This is a genomic window from Haloechinothrix halophila YIM 93223 (assembly GCF_000504245.1).
Taxonomy (GTDB): Bacteria; Actinomycetota; Actinomycetes; order Mycobacteriales; family Pseudonocardiaceae; genus Haloechinothrix_A; species Haloechinothrix_A halophila.
In genome coordinates, this window is the sequence record NZ_KI632509.1 from 2,112,788 (window position 1) to 2,136,334 (window position 23,547).

General features: G+C 68.0%; 19 protein-coding genes. 8 read left to right on the top strand and 11 right to left on the bottom strand.

The window, feature by feature from the left end; all coding sequences use genetic code 11:
- Positions 1 to 128: 128 nt before the first annotated feature.
- From AMYHA_RS09540 to AMYHA_RS09570, 7 genes are all read right to left on the bottom strand, one after another.
- Complete coding sequence (locus AMYHA_RS09540; RefSeq protein WP_034270150.1) at positions 129 to 1,031, bottom strand: ABC transporter permease subunit; 903 nt, start codon at positions 1,029 to 1,031, stop codon at positions 129 to 131.
- Positions 1,031 to 2,209: an ATP-binding cassette domain-containing protein gene (locus tag AMYHA_RS09545; protein ID WP_034270153.1), complete on the bottom strand. Its 1,179-nt coding sequence runs from the start codon at positions 2,207 to 2,209 to the stop codon at positions 1,031 to 1,033. Before AMYHA_RS09545 ends, AMYHA_RS09540 begins: the two co-directional genes overlap by 1 nt.
- A 184-nt stretch (positions 2,210 to 2,393) precedes the next feature.
- A complete protein-coding gene (locus AMYHA_RS09550) occupies positions 2,394 to 3,965 on the bottom strand; it encodes an FAD-binding oxidoreductase (RefSeq protein ID WP_034270156.1) in 1,572 nt (523 codons plus the stop codon).
- A 185-nt stretch (positions 3,966 to 4,150) separates the two neighbouring features.
- Positions 4,151 to 5,266 (bottom strand): alanine dehydrogenase, encoded by a 1,116-nt coding sequence (ald, locus tag AMYHA_RS09555; RefSeq protein WP_034270159.1) that lies wholly within the window; start codon positions 5,264 to 5,266, stop codon positions 4,151 to 4,153.
- A 119-nt stretch (positions 5,267 to 5,385) separates the two neighbouring features.
- Positions 5,386 to 6,990 carry a PucR family transcriptional regulator gene (locus AMYHA_RS09560; protein WP_034270162.1) on the bottom strand — a complete coding sequence of 535 codons (1,605 nt, stop codon included), beginning with the start codon at positions 6,988 to 6,990 and terminating at the stop codon, positions 5,386 to 5,388.
- A complete protein-coding gene (locus tag AMYHA_RS09565) occupies positions 6,987 to 7,484 on the bottom strand; it encodes a hypothetical protein (RefSeq protein ID WP_407919882.1) in 498 nt (165 codons plus the stop codon). Before AMYHA_RS09565 ends, AMYHA_RS09560 begins: the two co-directional genes overlap by 4 nt.
- Positions 7,484 to 8,083, bottom strand: coding sequence for an SACE_7040 family transcriptional regulator (locus tag AMYHA_RS09570; RefSeq protein ID WP_051400370.1), 600 nt, complete (start codon positions 8,081 to 8,083; stop codon positions 7,484 to 7,486). The genes AMYHA_RS09565 and AMYHA_RS09570 overlap by 1 nt, the downstream gene beginning before the upstream one ends.
- 234 nt (positions 8,084 to 8,317) lie before the next feature.
- On the opposite strand from AMYHA_RS09570, the gene AMYHA_RS09575 reads away from it, so the two are divergent.
- The 4 genes from AMYHA_RS09575 to AMYHA_RS09590 all read left to right on the top strand — a co-directional run bounded on the left by AMYHA_RS09575 (position 8,318) and on the right by AMYHA_RS09590 (position 13,993).
- Positions 8,318 to 9,931: a carboxyl transferase domain-containing protein gene (locus AMYHA_RS09575; protein ID WP_034270164.1), complete on the top strand. Its 1,614-nt coding sequence runs from the start codon at positions 8,318 to 8,320 to the stop codon at positions 9,929 to 9,931.
- A gap of 33 nt (positions 9,932 to 9,964) precedes the next feature.
- Positions 9,965 to 12,004 (top strand): acetyl/propionyl/methylcrotonyl-CoA carboxylase subunit alpha, encoded by a 2,040-nt coding sequence (locus AMYHA_RS09580; RefSeq protein WP_034270167.1) that lies wholly within the window; start codon positions 9,965 to 9,967, stop codon positions 12,002 to 12,004.
- Positions 12,001 to 13,152, top strand: coding sequence for an acyl-CoA dehydrogenase family protein (locus tag AMYHA_RS09585; RefSeq protein WP_034270170.1), 1,152 nt, complete (start codon positions 12,001 to 12,003; stop codon positions 13,150 to 13,152). The genes AMYHA_RS09580 and AMYHA_RS09585 overlap by 4 nt, the downstream gene beginning before the upstream one ends.
- Positions 13,153 to 13,378: 226 nt before the next feature.
- The gene (locus tag AMYHA_RS09590; protein WP_157361978.1) at positions 13,379 to 13,993 is read left to right on the top strand and encodes a hypothetical protein; all 615 of its coding nucleotides are present in this window, start codon (positions 13,379 to 13,381) and stop codon (positions 13,991 to 13,993) included.
- A gap of 1 nt (position 13,994) precedes the next feature.
- Here AMYHA_RS09590 and AMYHA_RS09595 read toward each other — a convergent pair whose 3' ends face one another.
- Positions 13,995 to 15,098 (bottom strand): sulfite oxidase, encoded by a 1,104-nt coding sequence (locus AMYHA_RS09595; protein WP_034270173.1) that lies wholly within the window; start codon positions 15,096 to 15,098, stop codon positions 13,995 to 13,997.
- A gap of 206 nt (positions 15,099 to 15,304) precedes the next feature.
- On the opposite strand from AMYHA_RS09595, the gene AMYHA_RS09600 reads away from it, so the two are divergent.
- The 4 genes from AMYHA_RS09600 (at position 15,305) to AMYHA_RS09615 (ending at position 19,149) form a co-directional block, all read left to right on the top strand.
- Positions 15,305 to 15,766 (top strand): VOC family protein, encoded by a 462-nt coding sequence (locus AMYHA_RS09600; protein ID WP_034270176.1) that lies wholly within the window; start codon positions 15,305 to 15,307, stop codon positions 15,764 to 15,766.
- A 114-nt stretch (positions 15,767 to 15,880) separates the two neighbouring features.
- Positions 15,881 to 17,518, top strand: a complete 1,638-nt coding sequence (locus tag AMYHA_RS28280) for a LuxR C-terminal-related transcriptional regulator (RefSeq protein ID WP_034270179.1) — start codon at positions 15,881 to 15,883, stop codon at positions 17,516 to 17,518.
- 124 nt (positions 17,519 to 17,642) lie between these two features.
- Complete coding sequence (locus tag AMYHA_RS09610) at positions 17,643 to 18,479, top strand: class I SAM-dependent methyltransferase (RefSeq protein WP_034270181.1); 837 nt, start codon at positions 17,643 to 17,645, stop codon at positions 18,477 to 18,479.
- 7 nt (positions 18,480 to 18,486) lie between these two features.
- Positions 18,487 to 19,149 (top strand): hypothetical protein, encoded by a 663-nt coding sequence (locus AMYHA_RS09615; protein ID WP_051399712.1) that lies wholly within the window; start codon positions 18,487 to 18,489, stop codon positions 19,147 to 19,149.
- On the opposite strand, the gene AMYHA_RS09620 is transcribed toward AMYHA_RS09615, so the two are convergent.
- The 3 genes from AMYHA_RS09620 to AMYHA_RS09630 all read right to left on the bottom strand — a co-directional run bounded on the left by AMYHA_RS09620 (position 19,131) and on the right by AMYHA_RS09630 (position 23,472).
- The gene (locus tag AMYHA_RS09620) at positions 19,131 to 19,823 is read right to left on the bottom strand and encodes an alpha/beta hydrolase (protein WP_034270183.1); all 693 of its coding nucleotides are present in this window, start codon (positions 19,821 to 19,823) and stop codon (positions 19,131 to 19,133) included. The two genes, AMYHA_RS09615 and AMYHA_RS09620, sit on opposite strands and share 19 nt — an antisense overlap.
- Before the next feature lie 1,148 nt (positions 19,824 to 20,971).
- On the bottom strand, positions 20,972 to 22,180 hold the full coding sequence (locus AMYHA_RS09625) for an acyl-CoA dehydrogenase family protein (RefSeq protein ID WP_034270186.1): 1,209 nt from the start codon (positions 22,178 to 22,180) through the stop codon (positions 20,972 to 20,974).
- On the bottom strand, positions 22,177 to 23,472 hold the full coding sequence (locus AMYHA_RS09630) for an acyl-CoA dehydrogenase family protein (protein ID WP_034270189.1): 1,296 nt from the start codon (positions 23,470 to 23,472) through the stop codon (positions 22,177 to 22,179). The genes AMYHA_RS09625 and AMYHA_RS09630 overlap by 4 nt, the downstream gene beginning before the upstream one ends.
- Positions 23,473 to 23,547: the final 75 nt, after the last annotated feature.

Below are 23,547 nucleotides of genomic sequence, written 5' to 3' on the forward strand. Positions count from 1 at the left end.
GCCCGGCCCTGCGTGCTGCTGCGACTCGTCGTCCCGGGAGGACGCCGTGCCGGACGGCTGCGTGATCGTTACGGACACACCATCCAGGTTAGGCATGACCCCCGACGGTGAGCGCCGCCACAGGGACCTCAGGTGATGTCGCGGGACTGTGTGCGCCAGAGCCCGAGCGCCAAGAACAGCATCGCCCATGCGAGGAAGATCGCGGCGCTGGCGAACAGCCCGAACGACCCGAGCCCGCCAGCGGCGAGCCGTGCGGTGTCCTGGAAGCCTTCGAGCAGGTCGCTGGACACGCTCGACATGCCGGTGGCGTTCGCTTGGATCTCGGCCGCGAGCGTGTCCGCCGCCGTGGAGCCGGTCAGGCCGTTGGCGGCGCCGTTCGGCAACGCTCCCGCGACGTTCGCGTCGCCCTCGGCGAACCCGGTGAACACCAGGTCGCTGATGGGGCCGAGCGCGAGGCCGTAGACCAGCAGCACGATCACGGTGCCGACGGGGGAGCCGATCAGCGCGCCGACACCGAGCCCGAGCAGCGTCCACAGCACGCAGGACAGTACGCCAGCCGCCGCCGTCGCCAGCCAGGTGGTGAATCCGACAAGGTGATCGCCGCCAGTGCCGATGACGATGCCGAGCGTGGCGGCGAGGATGATCGCGATGCCGTAGATCGCGCCCCAGATCGCGTAGGTGATGCCCTTGGCGCCGAGCAGCATCGTCCGGTTCGGTGCGGTCAGAAAGCTCGTGGTGATCGTCTTCCTGCCGAGTTCGCTGGCGATCGCGAGCCCGCCGAAGAGCATCGGGAAGATCGTCGCGATGTTGATCGCTCTGGTGAGAAACACGACGGAGAACGAGATCTCATCCAGCTCAAGCCCGGCGAGCCGCATTACTTCCGAGCCGCTGAGTTCCGCGGCGATGCCGTCGAACACCGAGGACAGCATTCCGGCCCAGCTGCCGGCGACGAGCAGCGCGACGATCAGCAGCCCCCACCACAGTTTGGTGGACAGGATCTTGCGGAACTCCGCTTTGACCAGCTTGCCCATCAGCGCTGACCTTCCCATCCGGTGTTGCCCTCGTCCTGCTGGTACGGCTGCTGGCCCTGTGGTTGCGGCACAGTGCCTTGTTGTGACCAACCGTCCTGCGGTGGGCCGTACCCGCCGTGGGGTGGTGCTCCGTAGGGGGTGCCAGGTGGCGGTCCGTACGGCGTGCCGGGCGGAGCTTCGTAGGGCGCTCCCGGCGGAGCGCCGTAGGGTGCGCTCGGCTGCGTCCCGTATGGCATCCCATGGGGTGCGCCGTACTGTTGCGGCGCCGCCGCCGCGTACTGGCCGCTGGTGAGCTGGAAGAACAGGTTCTCCAGATCGGCGTGGCGCTCTTCGAGGCCGTAGATCGCGACGCCCGCCCGCAGCGCGATGTCGCCGACTTGCCGTGCGGACGTGTTCATGACGGCGAGCCTGCCGTTATCGGCTGGCTCGATCTCGCTGATCTGCTCCTCCCGCAGCGCCGTCGACAGTGCGTCCTGATTGGACGGCAGCACCAGCACCCTGGGTCGCTGCGCGTTGCGGAGGTCGTCGAGCTGGCCGTAGTACATCGTCTGGCCGTGGCTGATGATCACGACCTGGTCGATGGTCTGCTCCACTTCCGCGAGCAGGTGGCTGGACACCAGCACGGTGCGGCCCTGTTTGGCGAAGTCGCGCAGGAACGTCCGCAGCCAGGCGATGCCCTCCGGGTCGAGTCCGTTGGCCGGTTCGTCCAGCACCAGCACCTGTGGATCACCCAGGAGCGCGGTGGCCAGCGCGAGCCGCTGGCGCATGCCGAGTGAGAACCCGCCCGCGTGGCGATCGCCCGCCTCGGTGAGCCCGACCGCTGCCAGTACGTCCTCGACGCGCCGGTCCGGGACGCCGATCGCCGCCGCATACACTTTCAGGTGGTTTCGTGCGGTGCGTTTGGGGTGGAATCCCTCGTTTTCCAGCACGGAGCCCACCACCCGCGCGGGGTGGCCGAGCTTGTCGTGTGGCAAGCCGTTGATGGTCGCTGTCCCTTCGGACGGCGTGACCAGCCCCAGGATCATGCGCAGCGTCGTCGTCTTGCCCGCGCCGTTCGGCCCGAGAAACCCTGTTACCGAGCCGGGCTCGACGGTGAAGCTGAGATTCGCCACCGCCTGTACCGACCCGAAGTTCTTGCTGAGCTGCCGCACCTCGATCCGGCCGCTGCCGTCGTGCACTGCCTCGCCTCCCGTCGCTCCCACCTCTTGCCGAGCACCACATGAGCCATGTGGAGCATCGCGCGCGGGTTTATCGAGAATCTACGCCTTGGATGCAGCGAAATGTGTGGAAGTTCCCTTAAGCTGGTAGTGGCGGCCCGCTCCCGGTGACCCCCAGGCTGGTTGAGCGGGCCGCCCCTTGCTGTCAGATTCCTAACACGCCTGGGTTCATGACTCCTGCCGGATCGAGCGCCGCTTTGGCGTGCCGCAGCGCCGCCGCGAACGGATCGGGCCGCTGCTGTTCATACGACGGGACGTGGTCCCTGCCGACGGCGTGGTGATGGGTGATTGTCGCGTGGTTGCGTACCAGCGACTCGCTGGCGGCAGCTTTGATCTCGTCCCACATCGCCACCTCCGAGCCGCGCTGACCAGCGGCGATGACCGTGAAGTATGGGGCGAGACCGTCAGGGTAGGCGTGTGTGACCCTGCAATTGATCATGCCGGGCGAGCCGGTGACCCGTTGCACGGCAGAGCCGACGTCGTCGGCCACCGACTTGTACAGCTCCTCGGCGCGGTCCCAGGTACAGGCCGTCTCGAACGTTTCGACGATGGCGCTCATCCGCGCCAGCCCGTCGCGCAGGTAGGGCATCCGCAGGAACGCCGAGCGCCACGACTCGACGGCGCTGTCATCCGCGCCGTTTCCGTTGCCGTCGGTGCGGCTGGGCTCGGCCGGGGTGCCGCCATGTTCTCGGGCGATGTCGACCGCGACGTCCAGTTGGTTGGTGACGGGGAAATACGCGGACTCGAAACCGAGCACGAGCACGCTGGTGCCGTCCGTACTCGCGCCGCTGAGCGCGGCTTCGCCCTGGTCAAGCAGGCGGCAGTTCGCCGGATACAGGCCGGATTGGACGATGGTGCGCATCGCGGCGAGTCCGTCGTGGAACGAGGGGAACGACACCGACAGGGACGCCTTGTGCACCGGTCGGTCCCGCACCCGCAGCCAGGCCTCGGTGATCACGCCGAGGATGCCTTCCGAGCCGAGGAAGAACCGGTCGGGGGAGGGGCCGGCACCGGATGCGGGCACCCGCAGCGACTCGCTGACGCCGCTTGGCGTCAGCACCCGCAACGACTCGACGAAGTCGTCGATGTGGGTGTGCAACGTGGCGTAGTGCCCACCAGCCCGGGTGGCGAGCCAGCCGCCGACTGAGGAGAACTCGAAGCTTTGCGGGAAATGCCGCAGCGTGAACCCGTGGGGACGGAGCTGGTCCTCCAGGGCTGGCCCGAGCGTGCCTGCCTGTACCCGGATCGCTTTGCTCGTGGTGTCAACGTCGAGCACCTGGTCCATTGTGGATAGATCGAGCGAGAGCCACGGGTGCTCGCCCCGATACTCCACACCGCCGACGACCGAACTGCCACCGCCGTACGGGACGACGGCGACTCCGGCGTCCGCTGCCCAGTCGATGAGCGACGCGATGTCGCGTTCGTCGCGCGGGTACGCGACGGCGTCCGGCGGGTTCGGCAGCTCCCGGTGCAGCGCGCGGACGACGTCCCGGTATGCCTTGCCGTAGGCGTGCGAGGCTCGGTCGGCAGTGCTTGTCGAGCACAACGGCGCGAGCGAGGCCGGCGGCCGCGTGCGCGGTGCGGGCAGGTCGAGGTCGCCAGGGTCCGGTATCGGCAGCGGGGTGTCCGGCAGGCCGGGGAGCTGCCCCGCGAGCTGCGCGCACTCGGCGTCGCTGACCGCCTGATCGACTGTGCCCCAGCCCCACCATGACCGCATGGGGCCACGCTATCTCGGCGCACCGACATCCGGGAGCGTGGGCAGCCAGTGTCGATCAGCTTCCCCTGCCGTAGAACCAGATTGTGTCTCGTATGCCTGTTTCTGGTGGTCGCAGTGCAGGGGAAGCTGATCAACTTCGGTGAACAGGCCTCGCGGGCGAACCCCGGCCAACCGCCCTGCGGATATCAGCCCAGCACGGACTCCAGTGTGGTGTGCTCGATGCCGTGTGCGATGGCGACCGGCTCGTTGACGAGCGCGCCCTGGTGCGTGGTCAGGCCGAGTGCCAGCGGCTCGTCGGCCCGCGCCGCGGCGCGCCAACCCTTGCCAGCCAGCTCAAGCGCGTACGGCAGCGTCACGTTGGTCAGGCCGTACGTCGAGGTGCGCGGCACCGCGCCGGGCATGTTGGCGACGCAGTAGAACACCGAGTCGTGCACCAGGTAGGTCGGCTCGTCGTGGGTGGTCGGCCGGGAGTCGGCGAAGCAGCCGCCCTGGTCGATGGAGATGTCGACAAGGACACTGCCCGGCTTCATCCGCGCCACCTGCGCGTTCGAGATCAGCTTCGGAGCTCGCGCGCCCGGCACCAGCACCGCGCCGATCACCATGTCCGCTTGCATGATCGACTCGTCCAGTGTCAGTGCGTTCGAGGTCAGCGTCCGGATCCGGCCGCCGAAGTCGTTGTCGATCTGACGGAGCTTGTCGACGTTGGTGTCGAGCACCTCGACGTCGGCGCCCATGCCCAGCGCGATTCGCGCGGCGTTGATGCCAGCGACGCCGCCGCCGATGACCGTCACCCGCGCCGGGTGCACACCGGGGATGCCGCCGGGCAGCACGCCGCGCCCGCCGCTCGGCTTCAGCATGGCGTACGAACCCACCTGCGGTGCGAGCCTGCCAGCGACCTCAGACATCGGCGCGAGCAGCGGCAACGCACCAGACGGCAGCTGCACCGTCTCGTAGGCGAACGACGTCGTGCCCGCGTTGATCAGCGCGTCCGTGAGCGGACGGTTCGGCGCCAGGTGCAGGTAGGTGAACAGCACCTGGTCGCGCTGCAGCAGCGAGTACTCCTGCTCGATCGGTTCCTTGACCTTGAGCACCAGCTCGCCCTCGGCCCAGACGTCCTCGGCTTTGGAGAGCACCTTGGCGCCAGCGGCGAGGTACTCCTCGTCGCTGATGGCCGAGCCTGCCCCCGCATCAGCCTCGACGAACACGTCATGACCACGCTCGGTCAACTCGTGTACGCCTGCCGGGGTCGCCGCGACCCGGTACTCATGCTTCTTGATCTCGCGGGGGACTGCGATACGCACTGTGCGCCTCCGATGGTTCTGCGGGCTGACACCTCAACGGTGTACCCGGAATCACCGAATGTCATCGTTCTGGCGCGACAATGTTGTCCCGCGATCATGGTTGTGCCGCAACAGTACGGTCAGGACCAACGCATGCTGACCAGCTGCGTCAGCAGCGCCAGCCGGACGTCGGGGTCGTCCAGGTCGATGTCGCACAGTTCCAGCAGCTTGCGCATCCGGTAGCGCAGCGTGTTCGGGTGAATCCGCAGCTCATGCGCTGCCGCGCGGGGATCGCCCGGATGACGCAGCCAGGCGTAGAGGGTGTCGACATAGGCGGTCTTGCCGGTGCGGTCCTGTTCTCGCAGGTGCTCGAGTGGGCCGAGTTCCAGCACACCGGAGCCCGCGGTCGCGGTGGCGACCCGGTGCAGCGTCAGCGCCGTCCATGCCTCATCGAAGCTGATCACCGGTCCCTCGACCAGTTCGGCGCGCAGCAGCCCCAGCGCCTCGTCCGCCTCCGCCCGGGACTGCGACAGCTCCGCTCCCGGACGTCTGCTGCCCGCCGCGGCGCGGAAGGTGCGTTTGGCCGCTGCCGACTCCTTGGCCAGCACCTGCCGCACCTCGGACCAGTCCGCCCGCTCGGCGGGCACCACCAGATACAGCACGCCACCGAGGGTGCAGCCGTGCGCGTGTGCGCCGATACGCTTACCGACCCGTTCCAGCAGCGCAAGCCGCAGCCCCTCCGCACGGGGATGATCGTCAGGGTGCTTGCCACCGGTGTCGACGGCGATCACGCGGTGCGCCGCCGCGGTCATGCCCAGCTCTGCCATCGCCCTGCGTGGGCTCGCCGTGCCGTCCAGCAGCCCCGCCACCAGCTCAGCCGTCGCCCGCCGGTGCGCATCCGCGCTGGCGCGTCTGCGCAGCAGGTGCACCGCCACTACCGGCGCCGCGTCGGCGAACGCGGCGGCGCGCTCCTCCGACACCGGGCCGTCGACCACCGCCCACATCGAGCCGAGCAACTCGCCGCCCATCCGGATCGGCACGATCAGCCGGGGCAACGTGCCATCCTGCTGCGCGGGTACGAAGATGGTCTGCTTGCCCGTGGACAGCTCCCGGAACACGCCCCGCGACCGGAACCGCGCCAGGACATCGTCGGGGATGCGCCTGCCCATGATCGTCGACACCCGCGCGGGATCGGTGAGGTCTTGGCGTGCGGAGTACGCCAGCACGCGGGAGTTCGTGTCCTCGATAGTCACCGGCGCGTCGACCACGGACGCGGCCGCGTCGGCGAGCCGGAACAGATCGGCCGAGCCCGCTTCGGGCGCGTCGGTGGCCTCGCGTTCATCGGCGATGGCGTCCAGCACCGTGCGCAGCAGCCACACCAGCTGTGCCCATGACGTCTTGGCGTGCACCTCGATCAGCCCGATCTCGGCCTCGGTCGCCGCTTTACGCACCGCCGCCCTGCGCGCCAGCGGTGGCTTGAGCAGCACGGCGGCCGCCGAACACGCCGCGCTTTCGCGCACGAGGTCGACGGCGTCGTCCACGGTCGTCGCGGCGACCGCGAGCACGAGATCGCCCGCGTTGAGGTGCATCAGGCCCGCGCGCAGGGCCGAGCCGTAGGTGCCGTGCGAGCCGGCCTCGGCGATCACCACGTCAGCGACGTTGCGCTGGCCATTGCCCTCCGGCAGCACGACGGCGTGCAGCAACGTCGGGCCGACCCGGTTGACGACGCTGGCCAGCGAGGTCATGGTTCGTCGTCCGCCAGCGCGTCGGTGATCCAGTCCGGCACATCGAGGTCGCGATCCACGCACTCGCCAGCCAGCCTGATGGTCCAGCGCAGCGCCTGCAGCACCAGGCTGTCCACCTCCTCGGGCTCGGCGTTGTCCAGCGCGATAGCGACGTGCTGACGCGCGTCGTCGGTGTTGCCGTGCATCTCGGCGAGCAATGTGCGCACGGCGGTGCGCACCGGAGGGTCGGCCTGGTCGATGGAGACCTCGCTGCCCTCATCGTCGAAGACTTGCACCTTGACCGGCGTCGTGCCGCCGTCGCCGAGCGCGGAGACGAGGACGCCGCACTCACCGAACAGCAGCATGACGAGGTCACGCACGTTTTCGCTGGCATGCGCCAGCGCCGCGGCGTCGTCACCACGCCGCGCCGCACGCAGGGCGAGCGTCGCTTGTGCCGCGAGTCGGGCCTTTCCGGGAAAGTCGGCGTCCACGGGCCCTATCAAACACGAGATCATCAGGCCGCGTGAAGTGCTCCCAGTGCCATATCGGTGAGCAGGTCCGCCAGTTCGGCCCTGCCGAGGTAGCGGGTGTGCGGCGTTGAGTTGATGAGCCCGAACACCGCGTGGGCGCAGGAACGCGCTCTCGGCAGCGGCACGTCGGGCATGGCGTCGGTGATGGTGCTGGCCCAGACCTCGACGTAGCGACGCTGCAGCGTACGGACCTGCCTGCGGTCCTCGTCGCGTAGGTTGCCGAGGTTGCGTTCCTGCACCGTGATCAGCGATGGGTGGTCGAGCGCGAAGTCGGTGTGGAAGCGCACCAGCGCGGTCAGCGCCTCGGTCGCGGTGTCGGCCTCGGTGGCCCGCGCGATGCCGCCCTGCAGCAAGTTCTCGCTGATGGATGTCAGCATTTCACCCAGAATGGCGTCTTTGCCCTTGAAATGGCGGTAGAGTGCGGGACCAGAGACACCGACAGCGGCGCCGATGTCGTCGATACCGACGCCGTGAAAGCCGTGAAGGGCGAACAGTTCCGCCGCCGCGGCCAGGATTTGGTCTCGTCGCGACGGTGTGCCGGTGACCGCGCGCGGCGCGGTGCTCGTATCGCTTGCCTCAGTCACCGCGAACTGCTCCCCTCGAAGGTGCCGGATCAGTGTCTTACCAGAGGTCGGGCCATTCACCCCGGTGGGTCCCGTGAATCACGGCTCTCACCTGTAGTGAGCCGTTGTGACCCACCCTTCTGGCGGGCCGCACCGGCACACTTGTGAATAGCCCTCCAGGGTGGACGGATGCGTTAACACATACTAACATCGGTAACCAGGTTAACGACGACTAACGGGGTGAGGGAACGCCGAATGGACGCCAAGCCGCTGCGGTCCGACGCCGATCCGGCCTCGGAGGACTTCCAGCGCTACGCCGCGGAACACGGCCAGCTGGTCGCGGACCTGAATGGTCGCGTCAAGCAGGCCATGCACGGCGGGCCGGAGAAGTCACGGGTCCGGCATGTGGAGCGCGGCAAGCTCTTACCACGTGACCGGGTCGACGCTCTGCTCGACCCGGGGTCGCCGTTCCTCGAGCTCTCGCCGCTGGCCGCGAATGGCATGTATGACGACGAGGCGCCCGCCGCGGGGATCATCACCGGCGTCGGCAGGGTGTCGGGCCGCGAGTGCGTGATCGTCGCCAACGATGCCACCGTGAAGGGTGGCACCTACTACCCCATCACGGTGAAGAAGCACCTGCGCGCGCAAGAGGTCGCACTGCACAACAACCTGCCGTGCGTGTACCTCGTCGATTCCGGGGGCGCGTTCCTGCCGGAACAAGACGGGGTCTTTCCCGATCGTGAGCACTTCGGGCGCATCTTCTACAACCAGGCCACGATGTCGGCGCGCGGCATCCCGCAGATCGCGGCCGTGCTCGGCTCCTGCACCGCTGGTGGCGCGTACGTGCCCGCGATGAGCGACGAGGCCGTCATCGTGCGCAACCAGGGCACCATCTTCCTCGGCGGTCCGCCGCTGGTGAAGGCCGCGACCGGCGAGGAGGTCACCGACGAGGAACTCGGCGGCGGCGACGTTCACGCCAGGCAGTCCGGCGTCACCGACCACCTGGCGAACGACGACACCGACGCGCTGCGGATCGTGCGCTCCATCGTGTCCACCCTCGGGCCGCGCGTACCCCGGCCATGGGACGTCGCCCCGGTGGAGGAACCCGCCGTCGACCCGACCGAGCTGTACGGCGTCGTGCCGACGGACTCCCGCACGCCCTACGACGTCCGCGAGGTCATCGCCCGGGTCGTTGACGGCAGCCGGTTCGCCGAGTTCAAGGCGGAGTACGGCACCACGCTGGTCACCGGGTTCGCCCGGATCCACGGTCACCCGGTTGGCATCATCGCCAACAACGGCGTGCTGTTCGCCGAGTCGGCGATGAAGGGCGCGCACTTCATCGAACTGTGCGACAAACGCTCGATTCCGCTGCTGTTCCTGCAGAACATCACCGGGTTCATGGTCGGCAAGGACTACGAGGCTGGCGGCATCGCCAAGCACGGCGCGAAGATGGTCACCGCCGTCGCCTGCGCGCGGGTGCCGAAGCTGACCGTGATCATCGGCGGCTCGTTCGGCGCCGGCAACTACTCCATGTGCGGGCGGGCGTACTCGCCCCGATTCCTGTGGATGTGGCCGAACGCGCGGATCTCCGTCATGGGTGGCGAGCAGGCGGCGTCGGTGTTGTCCACGGTGCGCCGCGATGCCATCGAACGGCGCGGTGAGACCTGGTCCGCCGAGGACGAGGAAGCGTTTAAGGACCCGATCCGGGAGCAATACGAACACCAGGGCCACCCGTATTACTCCACGGCACGGCTCTGGGACGACGGTGTGATCGATCCGGTCGACACCCGCACCGTCGTCGGGCTCGCGCTCTCGGCCGCGGCCAACGCGCCACTCGACGACATCAGCTACGGCGTCTTCAGGATGTGAGGGGCAGTGTTGAATCTACCCACCCACCCCCCGTTGAAGACAATCCTCGTCGCCAATCGCGGTGAGATCGCGGTCAGAGTGATCGGCACGCTGCGCCGCATGGGCATCACCTCGGTGGCCGTCTACAGCGACGCCGACGCCGACGCGCGGCACGTCCGCGAGGCTGATGTAGCGGTGCGGATCGGACCGGCAGCCGCTACCGAAAGCTACCTGTCGATCGATGCCATCCTGGACGCCGCGAAACGAACCGGTGCGCAGGCGGTGCACCCCGGCTACGGCTTCTTGTCGGAGAACGCCGCGTTCGCTCGGGCCTGCGCCGACTCAGGGCTGGTGTTCATCGGACCGCCCGCGGCGGCGATCGACGCCATGGGCGACAAGATCCGCGCCAAGCAGACCGTGTCCGCGGCCGGGGTGCCGGTGGTGCCCGGAGCTTTCGGCTCGGCGGCGGAGCTGACCGCCGCCGCGGACGATATTGGCTATCCGATCCTGCTCAAGCCGTCCGCTGGCGGCGGTGGCAAGGGCATGGTCGTCGTTCGTGAGCCGGGCGAGCTTTCGGATGCGATCTCCTCGGCGCAACGGGTCGCGCGGTCGGCGTTCGGCGATGACAGGCTCCTGGCCGAGCGGTTCGTCACCAGCCCTCGGCACATCGAGATCCAGGTGCTCGCTGACACCCACGGCACCGCGATCCACCTCGGCGAGCGCGAGTGCAGCCTGCAACGACGGCATCAGAAGATCATCGAGGAAGCGCCGTCACCGCTGCTGGACGCCGACATCCGCGCGCGCATGGGCGCCGCCGCCGTCGATGCCGCCAAGGCGGTTGACTACGCAGGGGCGGGCACCGTCGAGTTCATCGTGTCGGCCGACCGGCCGGACGAATTCTTCTTCATGGAGATGAACACCCGGCTGCAGGTCGAGCACCCCGTTACCGAGCTGGTCACCGGGCTGGATCTGGTGGAACAGCAAGTGCGGGTCGCCGCGGGGGAGCGGCTTGGCGTCAGCCAGGACAAGGTCCGCCTCGAGGGACACGCCATTGAGGCGCGGGTCTACGCCGAGGACCCGGCCAGCGGGTTCCTGCCCACTGGCGGCACCGTGCTTGGCGTCGCTGAACCGGACGACGAGTGGGTCCGGGTCGACTCTGGCTTGCAGCCCGGCACGGTCGTCGGCTCCGACTACGACCCGATGCTCGCCAAGGTCATCGCCCGAGGCGACGACCGGGGGCAGGCGCTCGCGCGGTTAGACGAAGCGCTGGCGGCCACAGCGGTGTTCGGCATCGTGACCAACGTGCCCTTCCTGCGCGCGCTGTTGGCCGACGACGACGTCCGCGCGGGCAACATGGACACCCAGATGGTCGACCGGCTGGCGGAGCGGCTCGCGAAGGCCGACCCGGTGCCGGACGAGGTGTTCGCCGCCGCCGCACTGGATGAGCTGCTCAGCATGCAGCCCGCTGGCCGGATAGTTGACCCGTGGGACGTGCCGACCGGCTGGCGGCTCGGCGGTGCCATCGGCACGGCGTTCCGGTTGACCTGCGGCGGTCGCGACGTGACCGTGCGGGTGGACGGCACCCCGGAGAACGCCATGGTGACCGTGGACGACGGCCAACCGGCTCCCGCGCGGGCGTTCTGGCGCGGCGGCAAGCGCGACACTGGCACTAGGCGCAAGGAAGATGCCGGTCACGGCACCCTGGAACTCACCTATGGCGGCCGGCGCCGCACCTACGGCCGGGTGCACGACGAACGCACCGACACGCTGTGGCTTGCCGAGGGTGGACGCACCTGGGCGGTCGGTGAGCACTCGCTGCTCGACGTTGACGACGCGGCCGCGGGCGAGGCAGGTCCGGTCACCAGCCCGATGCCGGGCACCGTGCTCGCGGTCAAGGTCGAGCTCGATGCCGAGGTCAGCGCCGGGCAACCACTCCTGGTCGTCGAAGCGATGAAGATGGAACACACGATTACCGCGCCGATCGACGGCGTCGTGAGTGAGATATCGGTCAAGGCGGGCCAAAAGGTCGCACTTGAGGAAACCCTCGCCGTGGTGACTCCGCGCGAGAGCAGCGAAAAGGAGCAAGGGTCATGATCGACCTCCGGTTGGACGACACCTACGAGACGCTGCGCAAAACCGTCGAGAACTTCGCGCAGCGCGAGGTCGCACCGGTGATCGGCGACTTCTATGAGCGCGAGGAGTTCCCCTACGGCATCGTCGCGCAGATGGGCGAGATGGGGCTGTTCGGCCTGCCGTTCCCCGAGAAATACGACGGGATGGGCGGCGACTACTTCGCACTGTGCCTCGCCCTCGAGGAGCTGGCGCGGGTCGACTCCTCGGTGGCGATCACGCTGGAGGCGGGCGTGTCGCTCGGTGCGATGCCGATCTACCGGTTCGGCACCGATGAGCAGAAGGAGCAGTGGCTGCCCGCGATGTGCCGGGGCGAGACCCTGGGCGCGTTCGGCCTCACCGAGCCGGGCGGCGGTTCCGACGCGGGGGCGACCAAGACCACCGCGAAGATCGACGGCGACAGCTGGGTGATCAACGGCAGTAAGTCGTTCATCACCAACTCCGGCACCGACATTACGTCGCTGGTCACGGTCACCGCGGTCACCGGCACCAAGGACAACGGTGGCAAGGAGATCTCGGCGATCATCGTGCCGTCCGGCACGCCAGGCTTCACCGTGGAGAAGAAGTACTCCAAGGTCGGCTGGAACGCCTCCGACACCCACGGGCTGTCGTTCGACGATGTCCGCGTGCCGCAGGAGAACTTGGTCGGCCAACAGGGTCGCGGCTATGCCCAGTTCCTGTCCATTCTGGACGAAGGAAGGATCGCGATCGCCGCGCTGTCAACGGGTCTCGCGCAGGGATGCGTGGACGAGTGCCTGCGTTATGCGCGGGAGCGGGAAGCGTTCGGCCGCCCCATCGGCGCGAACCAGGCGATCCAGTTCAAACTGGCCGACATGGAGTTGCGTACGCACAACGCGCGGCTGGCGTACTACGCGGCGGCGTCGAAGATGCTGCGCGGCGAGCCGTTCAAGAAGGAGGCCGCGATCGCGAAGCTGACGTCGTCCAACGCCGCGATGGACAACGCACGCGAGGCGACGCAGATCTTCGGCGGCTACGGCTTCATGAACGAGTTCCCGGTCGGCCGGTTCTACCGCGACGCGAAGATCCTGGAGGTCGGTGAGGGCACCAGCGAGGTCCAGCGGATGCTCATCGCCCGCGAACTCGGACTCTGACGCACGGCGGCGCCCGAGGCGGGCTCGCGAGTCACACCTTAATCGCCGCGAGTTGCACCGTATTCGCGGTGAGTTGCACCGTATTCGCGGTGAGTTGCACCGCCGAGCGCGCGAGTCCCGCGCTACGGGGTCTCGCGTCCCGGCTTCCGGTGCCGCGCGTTCCGTGTTCCGGGAATGCGAGTCATCCGTTACTGTGCGTCGCATTCCCGGAAATGCGGAGGCAATGATGACGAACGACGACAAGACGACGTCTGCCGACACCACGTCCGAAGAGACAACATCCGAAGAGACAACGTCCGAGAAAGCGACGTCAGCGGCGGACAAGCCTGCAGCAGCGCCAGCCAAGTCAGACACGGCGGCACCCAAGCCGGATACCGACGAGCGCCCGCGCGAGTCACGCGAGCCCGTCGATTCCATCAGGACCGAGTTGGAGGACCTGCGGGATCAGGCGTCCCGGCGGGCGAAGCGTTCGCAACGGCTGTCGCGCTTCTGGGCCACGGTGCAGATGCTGCTTGGCATCGCGTCCGCCGTGTTGGCGCTGATCGCGGCGGGTGTGGTGATGAGCTCGACGATCGACGACGGATTCGCGGTGGCATCCGCCCTCGTCGCCGCGGCCTTGGTGCTGATCATGACGTTCGTACACCCCGATGCCAGGGGTGCGAACGCGCGCCTGATCGCGCGCGGCTGGAACACGCTCGAGGTCGACCTGCACGTGTTCCTCGTCGCGGAGTACGAGAGCACTATGGTCAACGAGCGGAAAGACGTCCTGCGCAGCGCCATGGCACGGACGCTTGATCTGCTGGCGGGTAGGTACGAGAACACGGAATCGCGCCGGAGCTGACTCACCGCACGGTGACGTCGACCCGCTGCGCCATGTTGTTGGCCATGCCCTGCCGGTTCCAGGGCTGGTCGACCGGCTGTGTTTCTCCTCGGTCGTTCGTGGCGCGCACGCACAACTCGTAGTCGCCTCGCGCGTCGGCCTGCCAGGTCAGTCGCCAGGACCGCCAGGCGTACGGGCCAGGTCGCGGCCCGAGTTCGGCCTCCAGCCAGCTTGCGCCGCCGTCGGTGCTGACCTCGACCCGCGTCACGGTTCCCGTGCCGGACCAGGTGCGCCCGAATAGCGGCACGTCGCCCGCCTCCACGATGCGCCTGCGGGTCTGGAAGTCCGGGAAGCCCGGCGGCACCACCAGCGCCTTGGGTCGGATGCGGGTGACCGGCTCGCCCGGATCGTCGGCGTCCTGCTTGAGCCGGTACGCCGTCGCGTTCTGGAAACCGGTGAACTGCTTGCGCACCACCTCGATGTCGCGCAGCCACTTCACGTGCGCCATGCCGTACCAGCCTGGCGCTATCAGCCGCACCGGCGCGCCGTGTTGCGGCGGCAGCGGCGCGCCGTTCATCTCGTACGCCAGCAGGACGTCGTCCGCCGTAGCGTCCGCGACCGACAGCGCACGGGCGTAGTCCTGCTCGACGCCGCGTTCGGTGCCGTGGTCGTGACCGGTGAACACGACGTCGACGGCGTCCGGCGCGATGCCTGCCTCGGCGAGGATCGGTGCGAGGGGAGTGCCGGTCCACTCCGCGGTGCCGATCGCCTCGTCCAGCCACGGCTGGCTGATCGGGCGCGGCAGGAAGCGGGCTCGGCCGTTGCCCGCGCACTCCAGCGTGACCGTGTGGGTGACGCGGGGCCTGGCACGCACGGCATCGAGGTCCAGCTCGATGCGGCGCTCCACCGCGCCGCCAATCGACAGCCGCCAGGACGCCGGATCGACATAGGGGATGTCGTAGTGCACGAGCAGGTAATGCAGGCCCGGCGGCGTGAGGTCGTAGCGCAGTGCCTCCAGCGGCATGCCATGGTTGCGCGCCGCGAGCTTGAGCTCGTCGACCGAGATGCCCTCGTCGGGCGCGGCTACCCGTGCTAGCTCATCGGGCCGTTCAGACGTCGAGGTCATGTGCCGCCCCTTTCGCGGTGGTCTCGATACGTCAGTCTCGTCGCGGCCGTACGGGCGGAGCAAGGAACTTCGATGACGGTTTTTGTCGGTGCCCCGTCGTACGCTCCGAACGCGGAGTCGCCGCACGGGCGCACGTCTCGACCTGTGCCCGCCTGACGCTCCGCGGAAATCCGAGAAATGGCGCAGATCGTGAAAGGTTGAGTGTCATGCCCAAGCCCATTCCCGACAACTACCCCCGGATGATGCCGCACGTGACCGTGCAGGGTGCGGCCAAGGCGATCGAGTTCTACACCGAGGTCTTCGGCGCCACCCAGCGCGGTGATGTCTTCACCATGCCGGATGGCTCCGTCGCGCACGCCGAGCTACAGATCGGTGACTCGGTTCTCATGCTCGCCGACGAGAACCCTGAATTCGGCAACACCAGCCCGAAGACGGTCGGCGGCACACCGGTGACCATGATGATCTACGTCGAGGACGTCGACGCCACCGTGGAGAAGGCAGTCAGCGAGGGCGCGACGCTGGCTGGGCCGGTGAGCGACGAGTTCTACGGCGACCGGGTCGGCAGGGTCACCGATCCGTTCGGGCACATGTGGCACGTCGCCAGCCACATCGAGGACGTCTCCGACGAGGAGATGGCCAAGCGCGCCAGCGACATGCTCGGCGGCTGAGTGCTTCTGGCCATGTTTCGACATGTGGCCGTCGTGCCGGTCGCACTATGCTGAGGGGATGTCTGAGATGTCGTAGTTTCGAGTGCCTGATGGCGGTGGGGTGGTGGAGCGCCGATGCGCACTACCGACACAGTGGTGCGTGGGCAGCAGGCATACGCGCGTCGCGCCTGGCGGGATGCCTACGAGGAGCTCGCCGCCGCTGATGCTCACGCACTACTGGGCGCGGAAGATCTTAACCGGCTCGGGACGGCGGCATATCTGATCGGCGAAGACGAAGCCGCCGTTGACGGCATGGCGCGGGCACACCGCGAGTTCCTGGCTCATGGCGATTCCGGCCGCGCTGTGCGGTGCGCCTTCTGGCTTGGGGTGATCCTGCACCACCGTGGCAGGCACGCCGAGGGAAGTGGCTGGCTCTCTCGTGGCCAGCGCGTGCTTGACGAGTCCGGTGAGGACTGCGTCGAACGGGGGTATCTGCTGGCTCCGGCCGCGTTGCAGGCGCTGGACGGCGGTGATCCGGAGACGGCGTACGCGGGCTTCGGAGAGGTGCTCGCGATCGCCGACCGCTTCGCTGACCCAGACCTGATGGCGCTGAGCAGGCTCAGCCGGGGGCACGCCCTGGTGCTGCTTGGTGAGGCGCGGCGGGGGCTCGCGTTGCTCGACGAGGCCATGCTCGCGGTGACGATGGGCGACATCTCGCCCATCGCGGCTGGGATCATGTACTGCGAGATGATCATCGCCTGCCGGCAGATCTTCGACCTGCGGCGGGCACAGGAATGGACGGCGGCACTGAGCCGATGGTGCGCGGATCAGCAGGAGTTGAAGCCGTACCGCGGCCAGTGCCTCATTCATCGTTCGGAGATCATGCAGCTGCGCGGCGAATGGTCCGACGCGCTCGCCGAGGTCACCGACGCGTGCACGCACCTCGCGGAGCTGCCTGGCGAGCCGGTACTGGGCATGGCCCTCTACCAGCAGGGTGAGCTGCTGCGGTTGCGTGGCGCATTCGGGCGCGCTGAGCAGGCATACCGGAAGTCAAGCGAGTGGGGGCACCCAGTGCACCCTGGCTTGGCGCTGTTGCGTCTCGCGCAGGGACGTCTCGACGACGCGGTCGCCGCCATCCGGCGGGTCACGGACGAAGCCGAGGGCGATCGGGTGAAGCGCTCGCGCGTTCTCGCCGCGTTCGTCGAGATCATGCTGGCTGCGGGCGACACAGGAGCGGCCCGCACGGCCGCCGCCGATCTCGACACGCTCGCTCTCGACTTCGACGCGCCTTACCTGCGAGCGGTGGCGGCGTCGGCACGCGGTGCCGTGCTGCTCGCCGAGGGTGACGCGAGTGCGGCCTGCGACGCCCTGCGGCGTGCCTGGACGACGTGGCTGCAGCTGGACGCCCCGTATGAGGCCGCAAGGGTGCGGCTGCTGATGAGCCAGGCCTGCGAGCGGATGGCCGACCATGACACGGCGGCCATGGAACGAGACGCCGCCCGCCGCGTGTTCGAACAGCTCGGTGCCGTCCCGGCGTTGGCGGAGGTAGCGAAGCTGTCCCGCACGTCGCACGACGAGCCAGGTGGGCTCACCGCACGGGAACTGGACGTGCTCAGGCTGGTCGCGACCGGCGTCACCAACCGCGAGATCGCCGACGCGCTGGTCATCAGCGAGAAGACCGTGGCTCGGCACATGAACAACATCTTCACCAAGCTCGGCGTCTCCTCGCGCGCGGCGGCCACCGCCTACGCCTACGAGCACGGGTTGGCATAACGGGCGAGCCTACACAGAATTGCCCATAGCCCTGAGCCGCGGTGATATGGGCCGTACGCCCGAAGCGTTGGTTGGCAGCGTGGCCGGATCCTTCTCTCATGAGCCACAGAGGAAGGACGTCACGATGACCGCATCGATACCCGCTCCAGAACAGATACGCGCGGCATGGGACACCCTCGCCACCGACTTCGATGACCTCGTGTCACCCAGGACCATCACCTCAGGCGAGACGCTGGTCGCCGACCTCGGTGTTCGGCAGGGAACACGGTTCCTCGACGTCGCGGCGGGCACGGGAGCGCTGGCTATTCCCGCCGCCCGGCGCGGCGCGAGCGTCGTGGCCGTCGACATCGCGCCCACGATGATCGAACGGCTCCGTGCGAGGGCCACCGCGGACGCACTGTCCAATCTGGACGCTCAAGTCATGAGTGGCGAGGAACTCGACCTGCCGGATGACAGCGTCGACGTTGCCGCATCGCTGAACGGCGTCTCTCTCTTGCCTGACTTCGACCGCGGCCTTGCTGAGCTGGTGCGGGTGACCGCGCCGGGTGGCCGCGTCGTCATCGCGTCGTTCGGGCCGCTGCCGCAGACGGAGTTCGTCAGTTTCTTCATGTCGGCGATGCGGACCGCGATTCCCGATCTCACGCCGCTACCAACGAATCCGCCGCCACTGCCGTTCCAGGTCGCCGATCCGGAGACGATGCGGACGAAGCTCCTGCACGGCGGCCTCACGGACGTCTCGGTGCTGACTCCGACGTGGGAGTGGCACTTTCCGTCGGCTGATGCCTACTGGAGTGCCGTGGCCACCAGCAACCCCATCGTGGCGCGACTCGTCGTCGACCTGACCGCGAGCCAGCGCGACGACGTCGTGCGGGTTCTGGACGGGATGTTCCGGGAACGGTCCGGCGGCGACCCGGGAGCGGGCCTGCGCAACGTCATGACCATCGGCATCGGAACGAAGTGAGGGCACCATGACATCGACAACGAGGACCAGATACGGCGCCGCGATCGTCGCGCTCGCGCCCGTGGTTATGCTCATCGCCTTCGTCGGGCACCCCTTCATCGCGGTACTACCGGACGCGGCCGCCATCGGTGAGGCGGTTGAGGCGAACACCACGCTGTGGGGAGCAGTCCACCTGCTCACCGCCGTGGGCATCGCGTTGACCGCACTGGCATTCCTGGCGATCCGCGCGTACCTGCGCGATACGGGGGAGGACCGGTCTAGTGCCTGGGCGCTGCCCTGGGTCGTGCTCGGCAGCGCACTGTACGGCTTTCTGCCGGGGCTGGAGTTCGCGCCACTCGCGGCGGCGAGAACCGGCGGCGATGTCGTCGCGGTGCAGGAGACCCTGGCGTCGTGGTTCATCCCGATGCTCGCCGCGAGTGCGATCACGTTCGCCATCGGGGTGGTCGGTTTCGCCAAGGGCATCGCGGTCAGCCGGATCCTCAGTCCGGCACTGACCCGCGTCGTCGTCACCGCACTCGTCGTGCTGGCGGTGTCTCGGTTCGTGCCGCTCGCTGTGGTGCAGTTCTACCTGCAGGCGGCGGCGGGAATCGTGGCTCTGTGGCCGGTGGCCTACCAGATGTGGCGGCCGCAGGTGGCACCCGCCGTCCGGCGTCAGCCAGCGGCCGCCTGAGCCGTGCGATAGGCCTCCAACCTGGCAGCCAGTTCGGTGGGCCTGCTCAACGCGACGAGGTGCCCGCCGGGCATCTCGTCGACGTCGAGGGCGAGCCGCTCCTTGACGACGCGGCGCTGGAACTCCAGCGGGAAGAACCGGTCGTCGCGGCCTTGCAGGAATCGGGTCGGCACCTCGGGCCACCCGTCGAGTGGCCACGGCGTCTGCATCGGCGTCATCGACTGGTCGGGCTCGCCCTGCGCCATCGCCTTGTCGATCACATCTTGGGGTACGTCGTGGAAGAAGTCCGCCATCAGGTCGAAGCCGGCCGGACGTCCCTCACGGGCGGCGTTCTCGGCCTTCGCCTCAGCGTGGCCGGTAGCCTCCCACCAGGCAGCCGGCGGCTCGCCCGGAAGCGGAGTCATCGCGTTGAGCATGATGAGCAGGCTGACGTCGGCTCGTTCGCAGACCAGCGGTGCGGTGAATCCGCCCAGCGACTGCGCCACCAGCGTGATGTCCTTACGGTCGCCGATCGCGTCGATCACCGCGTCGGCGTACTGCACCAGCCCTGCCGAGTTGTCCCCTGCCGGCAGGTCGACGGCGATAGCCTCCTGGCCTCGGGCGCGCAGTTCGGGGACGAGGCGATGGAAATACCAGGCCTGTCCACCTGCTCCCGGTATGAGTACGAAAGTCATCGATCCCCCTCGTGTCTGACGACAAGAACGGCCACTATAGCCGACTGAAGTGCCGAGGTTGGATCCTGCCGAGAAGCGGGCAATGACCGGAGTAGGACAGCCATTGTGGCAGCGAACGACGTGTCCAGCCCGCGCGACGGCGACTGGCTCGTTCGATGCGAGGCGGTGGCCGCATCGACACATGCTCACCCTGATCCCGCCGCTCGATCCGGGAGACGCGACAAGGCGAGGTGCGCGATGGAGCATATCCACGCACACCTCGCCTCGTCATGACGTGTCGAGGTCCGCTTGGTTAGCAGTACACCCTTTTCGCCTTATGCGACATTGAGCGCCGAGGCGGATTCTTCTTACAACCAACCCCGCCTCGAGTCCCGAGGACATACGACATCGCGTTGCCCGATTTCACGACTGTGGAGCCGGTTCCTCGGCTGTTGCACTGCCGAAGATTCCACCGCGAGCGAACCTTGTACACACCCTTGAAGAACACGTAACGGTCACCTGGCCGCATGGTGTGGGTGACAGAAACCGAACGACTTGTGGTGCGAGAACCACGTGCCTTGACTGACACATGGAATTTGTTCCTCGTCTTGACGCGGAAAACCTTGAAGATTCGTCCCCTCGCCTCGGCCGATAGGGATGCCGCACCCCTCACCCGGGCAGCCACGGTCTGGCGGTGGTGTGCCTTGGTTGTTCGGGTGATCTTGCTCCCGGTGAAGTTTTCCCGCATCGAGGCATGCGTAATCACCTTGTGGCGGCGTGGTGATTTCACGACCGTCCAAGTGGAATTGGGATGGCAAGCCACCGGATCCGCATGTGCGGTGGCGGTGGGTACGAGCAACAACGTGGCGGCGACCACTGCGACGCTTACTATCGCGGCGATGGAACCGCGGATTGTCTTGAGCATTGACAGGATTCCCTCCAGAAAGTACCGCGCCCTCCTGTCGCGGTCTCGGAGAAAGTAGCAGATGTGTGTGGCTGCGTGGGCGAAATCAGAAACTTCACGCCAGTGGGTTACTCGCCAACGGATTTCGGTGAGGCCGTCAGCATTCCTGGCGCCGCGATGGGCTCGTGACCAGGTCAGACACATCTCGGCCCCGGCGTCCAGGCGGACTTTCCGGGGCCGAGAATGTGGTGGGGCTATCAGCTGGTCACTTCAACTCGCTGCTGCTCTTACCGAGCAATCGCCGGGCGATGATGAGCTGCTGGATCTGCTGGGTGCCTTCGAAGATGTCCAGGATCTTCGAGTCGCGGCTCCACTTCTCCAGCAGCGAGTCCTCGCTGTAGCCGAGCGCGCCGCACAGCTCGACGCACTTGAGTGTGATGTCCACGACGGACCGACCGGCCTTGGCCTTGGACATCGACGCCTCGATGGAGTTCGGCTTGCGGTTGTCCGCCATCCACGCCACCGCGAGCGTCAGCATGTGCGCTGCCTCGTAGTCAGCCTCCAACTGCAGGTATGTCGCGGCGGCCGCGTGCTGGGAGTTGGCGGGTGTGTCGTAGTCGACCGTGATACCTGCCTCGGACAGAATCCGCGCGGTCTCCTCCAACGCCGCGCGGGCGAGACCGACGCCCATGGCCGCCACCAGCGGCCGGGTGTTGTCGAAGGTCTCCATGACCCCCGCGAAACCCTTCTTGGTGTCGATCTCGGGGCTGCCGAGCAGGTTCTCCTTCGGCACGCGGCAGTTGTCCAGCCGGATCACGGCGGTGTCGGACGCCTTGATGCCGAGCTTGTGCTCCAGCCGCTCCACCGTGATGCCCGGTCGCGACTTCTCCACGACGAACGACTTGATCGCCGCGCGCCCGACGGACTTGTCCAGCGTCGCCCACACCACGACCGAGTCGGCCCGGTCGCCGGACGTCACGAAGATCTTCTCGCCGTTGAGCACGTACTCGTCGCCGTCGAGCTCGGCGGTGGTGGACACCGCTGCCGAGTCGGAACCGAACTCCGGCTCGGTAATCGCCATCGCTGACCAGGTGCCGGCGAACCGCTCGAGCTGCTCGTCGTTGGCGACCGACGCGATCGCGGCGTTGCCGAGACCCTGGCGCGGCATCGACAGCAGCAGCGCGACGTCACCCCAGCACATCTCGATGGTGCCGAGCACGGTGCGCAGGTTGGCGCCGTTCACGTTGCCGCCGCCGTTGCCGTTCTCGTCGCGGCGCACGCCGGATGCCCCAGCGCCGCCCTCGCCGGACTCGTTGAGCCCGTCGACCAGCGCGGCGAAGGTGTCGAGCTCCTTCGGGTAGGCGTGCTCGGCGCGGTCGTACTTGCGCGAGATCGGACGGAAGACCTCTGACGCTGCCTGGTACGCCTGGTTGATCAGCGGCTTGGCCTTGGCGGGAACCTCGAGGTTGATCATGCGAGGACAGCTCCTTCCATGACGCCGACCGCGCGCAGATCGCGGTACCAGCGCTCGACGGGGTGCTCCTTGGTGAATCCATGCCCACCGAGCAACTGCACACCCGCGCTGCCGATCCACATGCCCTTGTCGGTGGCCAGTTTGCGGGCGAGCGCGACTTCGCGGGCGTATGTCTTGCCCTGCTCGGCGCGCGCCGCGGCCTTCAGCGTCAGCAGCCGGATGCTCTCCAGCTCGATCGCGATGTCGGAGACCATGAACGCGACGCCCTGCCGGTGGCTGATCGGCTCACCGAACGCGACCCGCTCGTTCACGTAGGGGATGACGTAGTCGAGCACGGCCTTGCCGGTGCCAGCCGCGAGAGCGCACCAGCCGAGCCGGGACAACCGCACGACCTCGGCGAACACCTCGGGCTTACCGCCACCGAGCAGCGCACCCGCGCCGACGTTGACCTTGTTCAAGTGCAGCTTGCCGGTCGCCGCGCCGCGCAGGCCCATCGCCGGGTCGGCCTCGACCGACACGCCCTGGGTCGAGGACTCCACGATGAACAGCGCCGGACCACGGCCTTCGAGGTTGGCTGACACCAGGAACAGCTCACCGGCACTCGCGCGGGGGACCAGCGCCTTCACACCATCGAGTTGGTAACCCTTTGGGGTGCGCTTGGCCGTCGTCGCTGGCTTGAACGGGTCGAACAACGCCGTCTGCTCGGCCAGCGCGAGCGCGGCGGCGGGCACGTTCTCGCCCGCGAACTCGGGCAGGTAGGTCGACTGCTGGTCGGCGTCACCCCACTGCGCGAGCGCGGTGCTGACGGCGGACGGCGCGAGCACCGCGACGGCCAGACCCATGTCGCCATGTGCCAGCGCCTCGGCTACCAGCACGTTCGTGGTGACCGAGCGCTCTGTGCCGAAGCCTCCGAGCTCCTCGGGGATGCCGAACGCGCCGATGCCAAGCTCGGCGGCGCGGTTGAGCAGGCCGTCGGGAGTCTCCAGCTTCGCGTCGGCGTCGTAGGCGGCGGGCCGCAGCTGCTCGGCGGCGAAATCGCGCACCGTCTCCACGATCATCTGCTGTTCTTCGGTCGGCTCGAGGTCGAACAGACCGGTGTCCTGCGCGGGAGCCAGCCGGGCGGGCTTGTCGAGCTTCTTGCCCGGCGTGAAGCCGCGACTGGCCGCGCCAGCGGCACGGAACCCGTGTTTGACCGACGTGGTCACCGCCTTCTCGAACGGCTTGCGCAGCCCCATCTTGTCGATGACCTGCGAACTCGAGATCTTGGTCAGGGCAGCGAGGCCGAAGCCCATCGCATCACGCTGCTTTGGCGGTGGTCCGCCTCGTTTGCTTCCCGCTCCCGCGGGCTGAGCGCTAGACACAGTCAC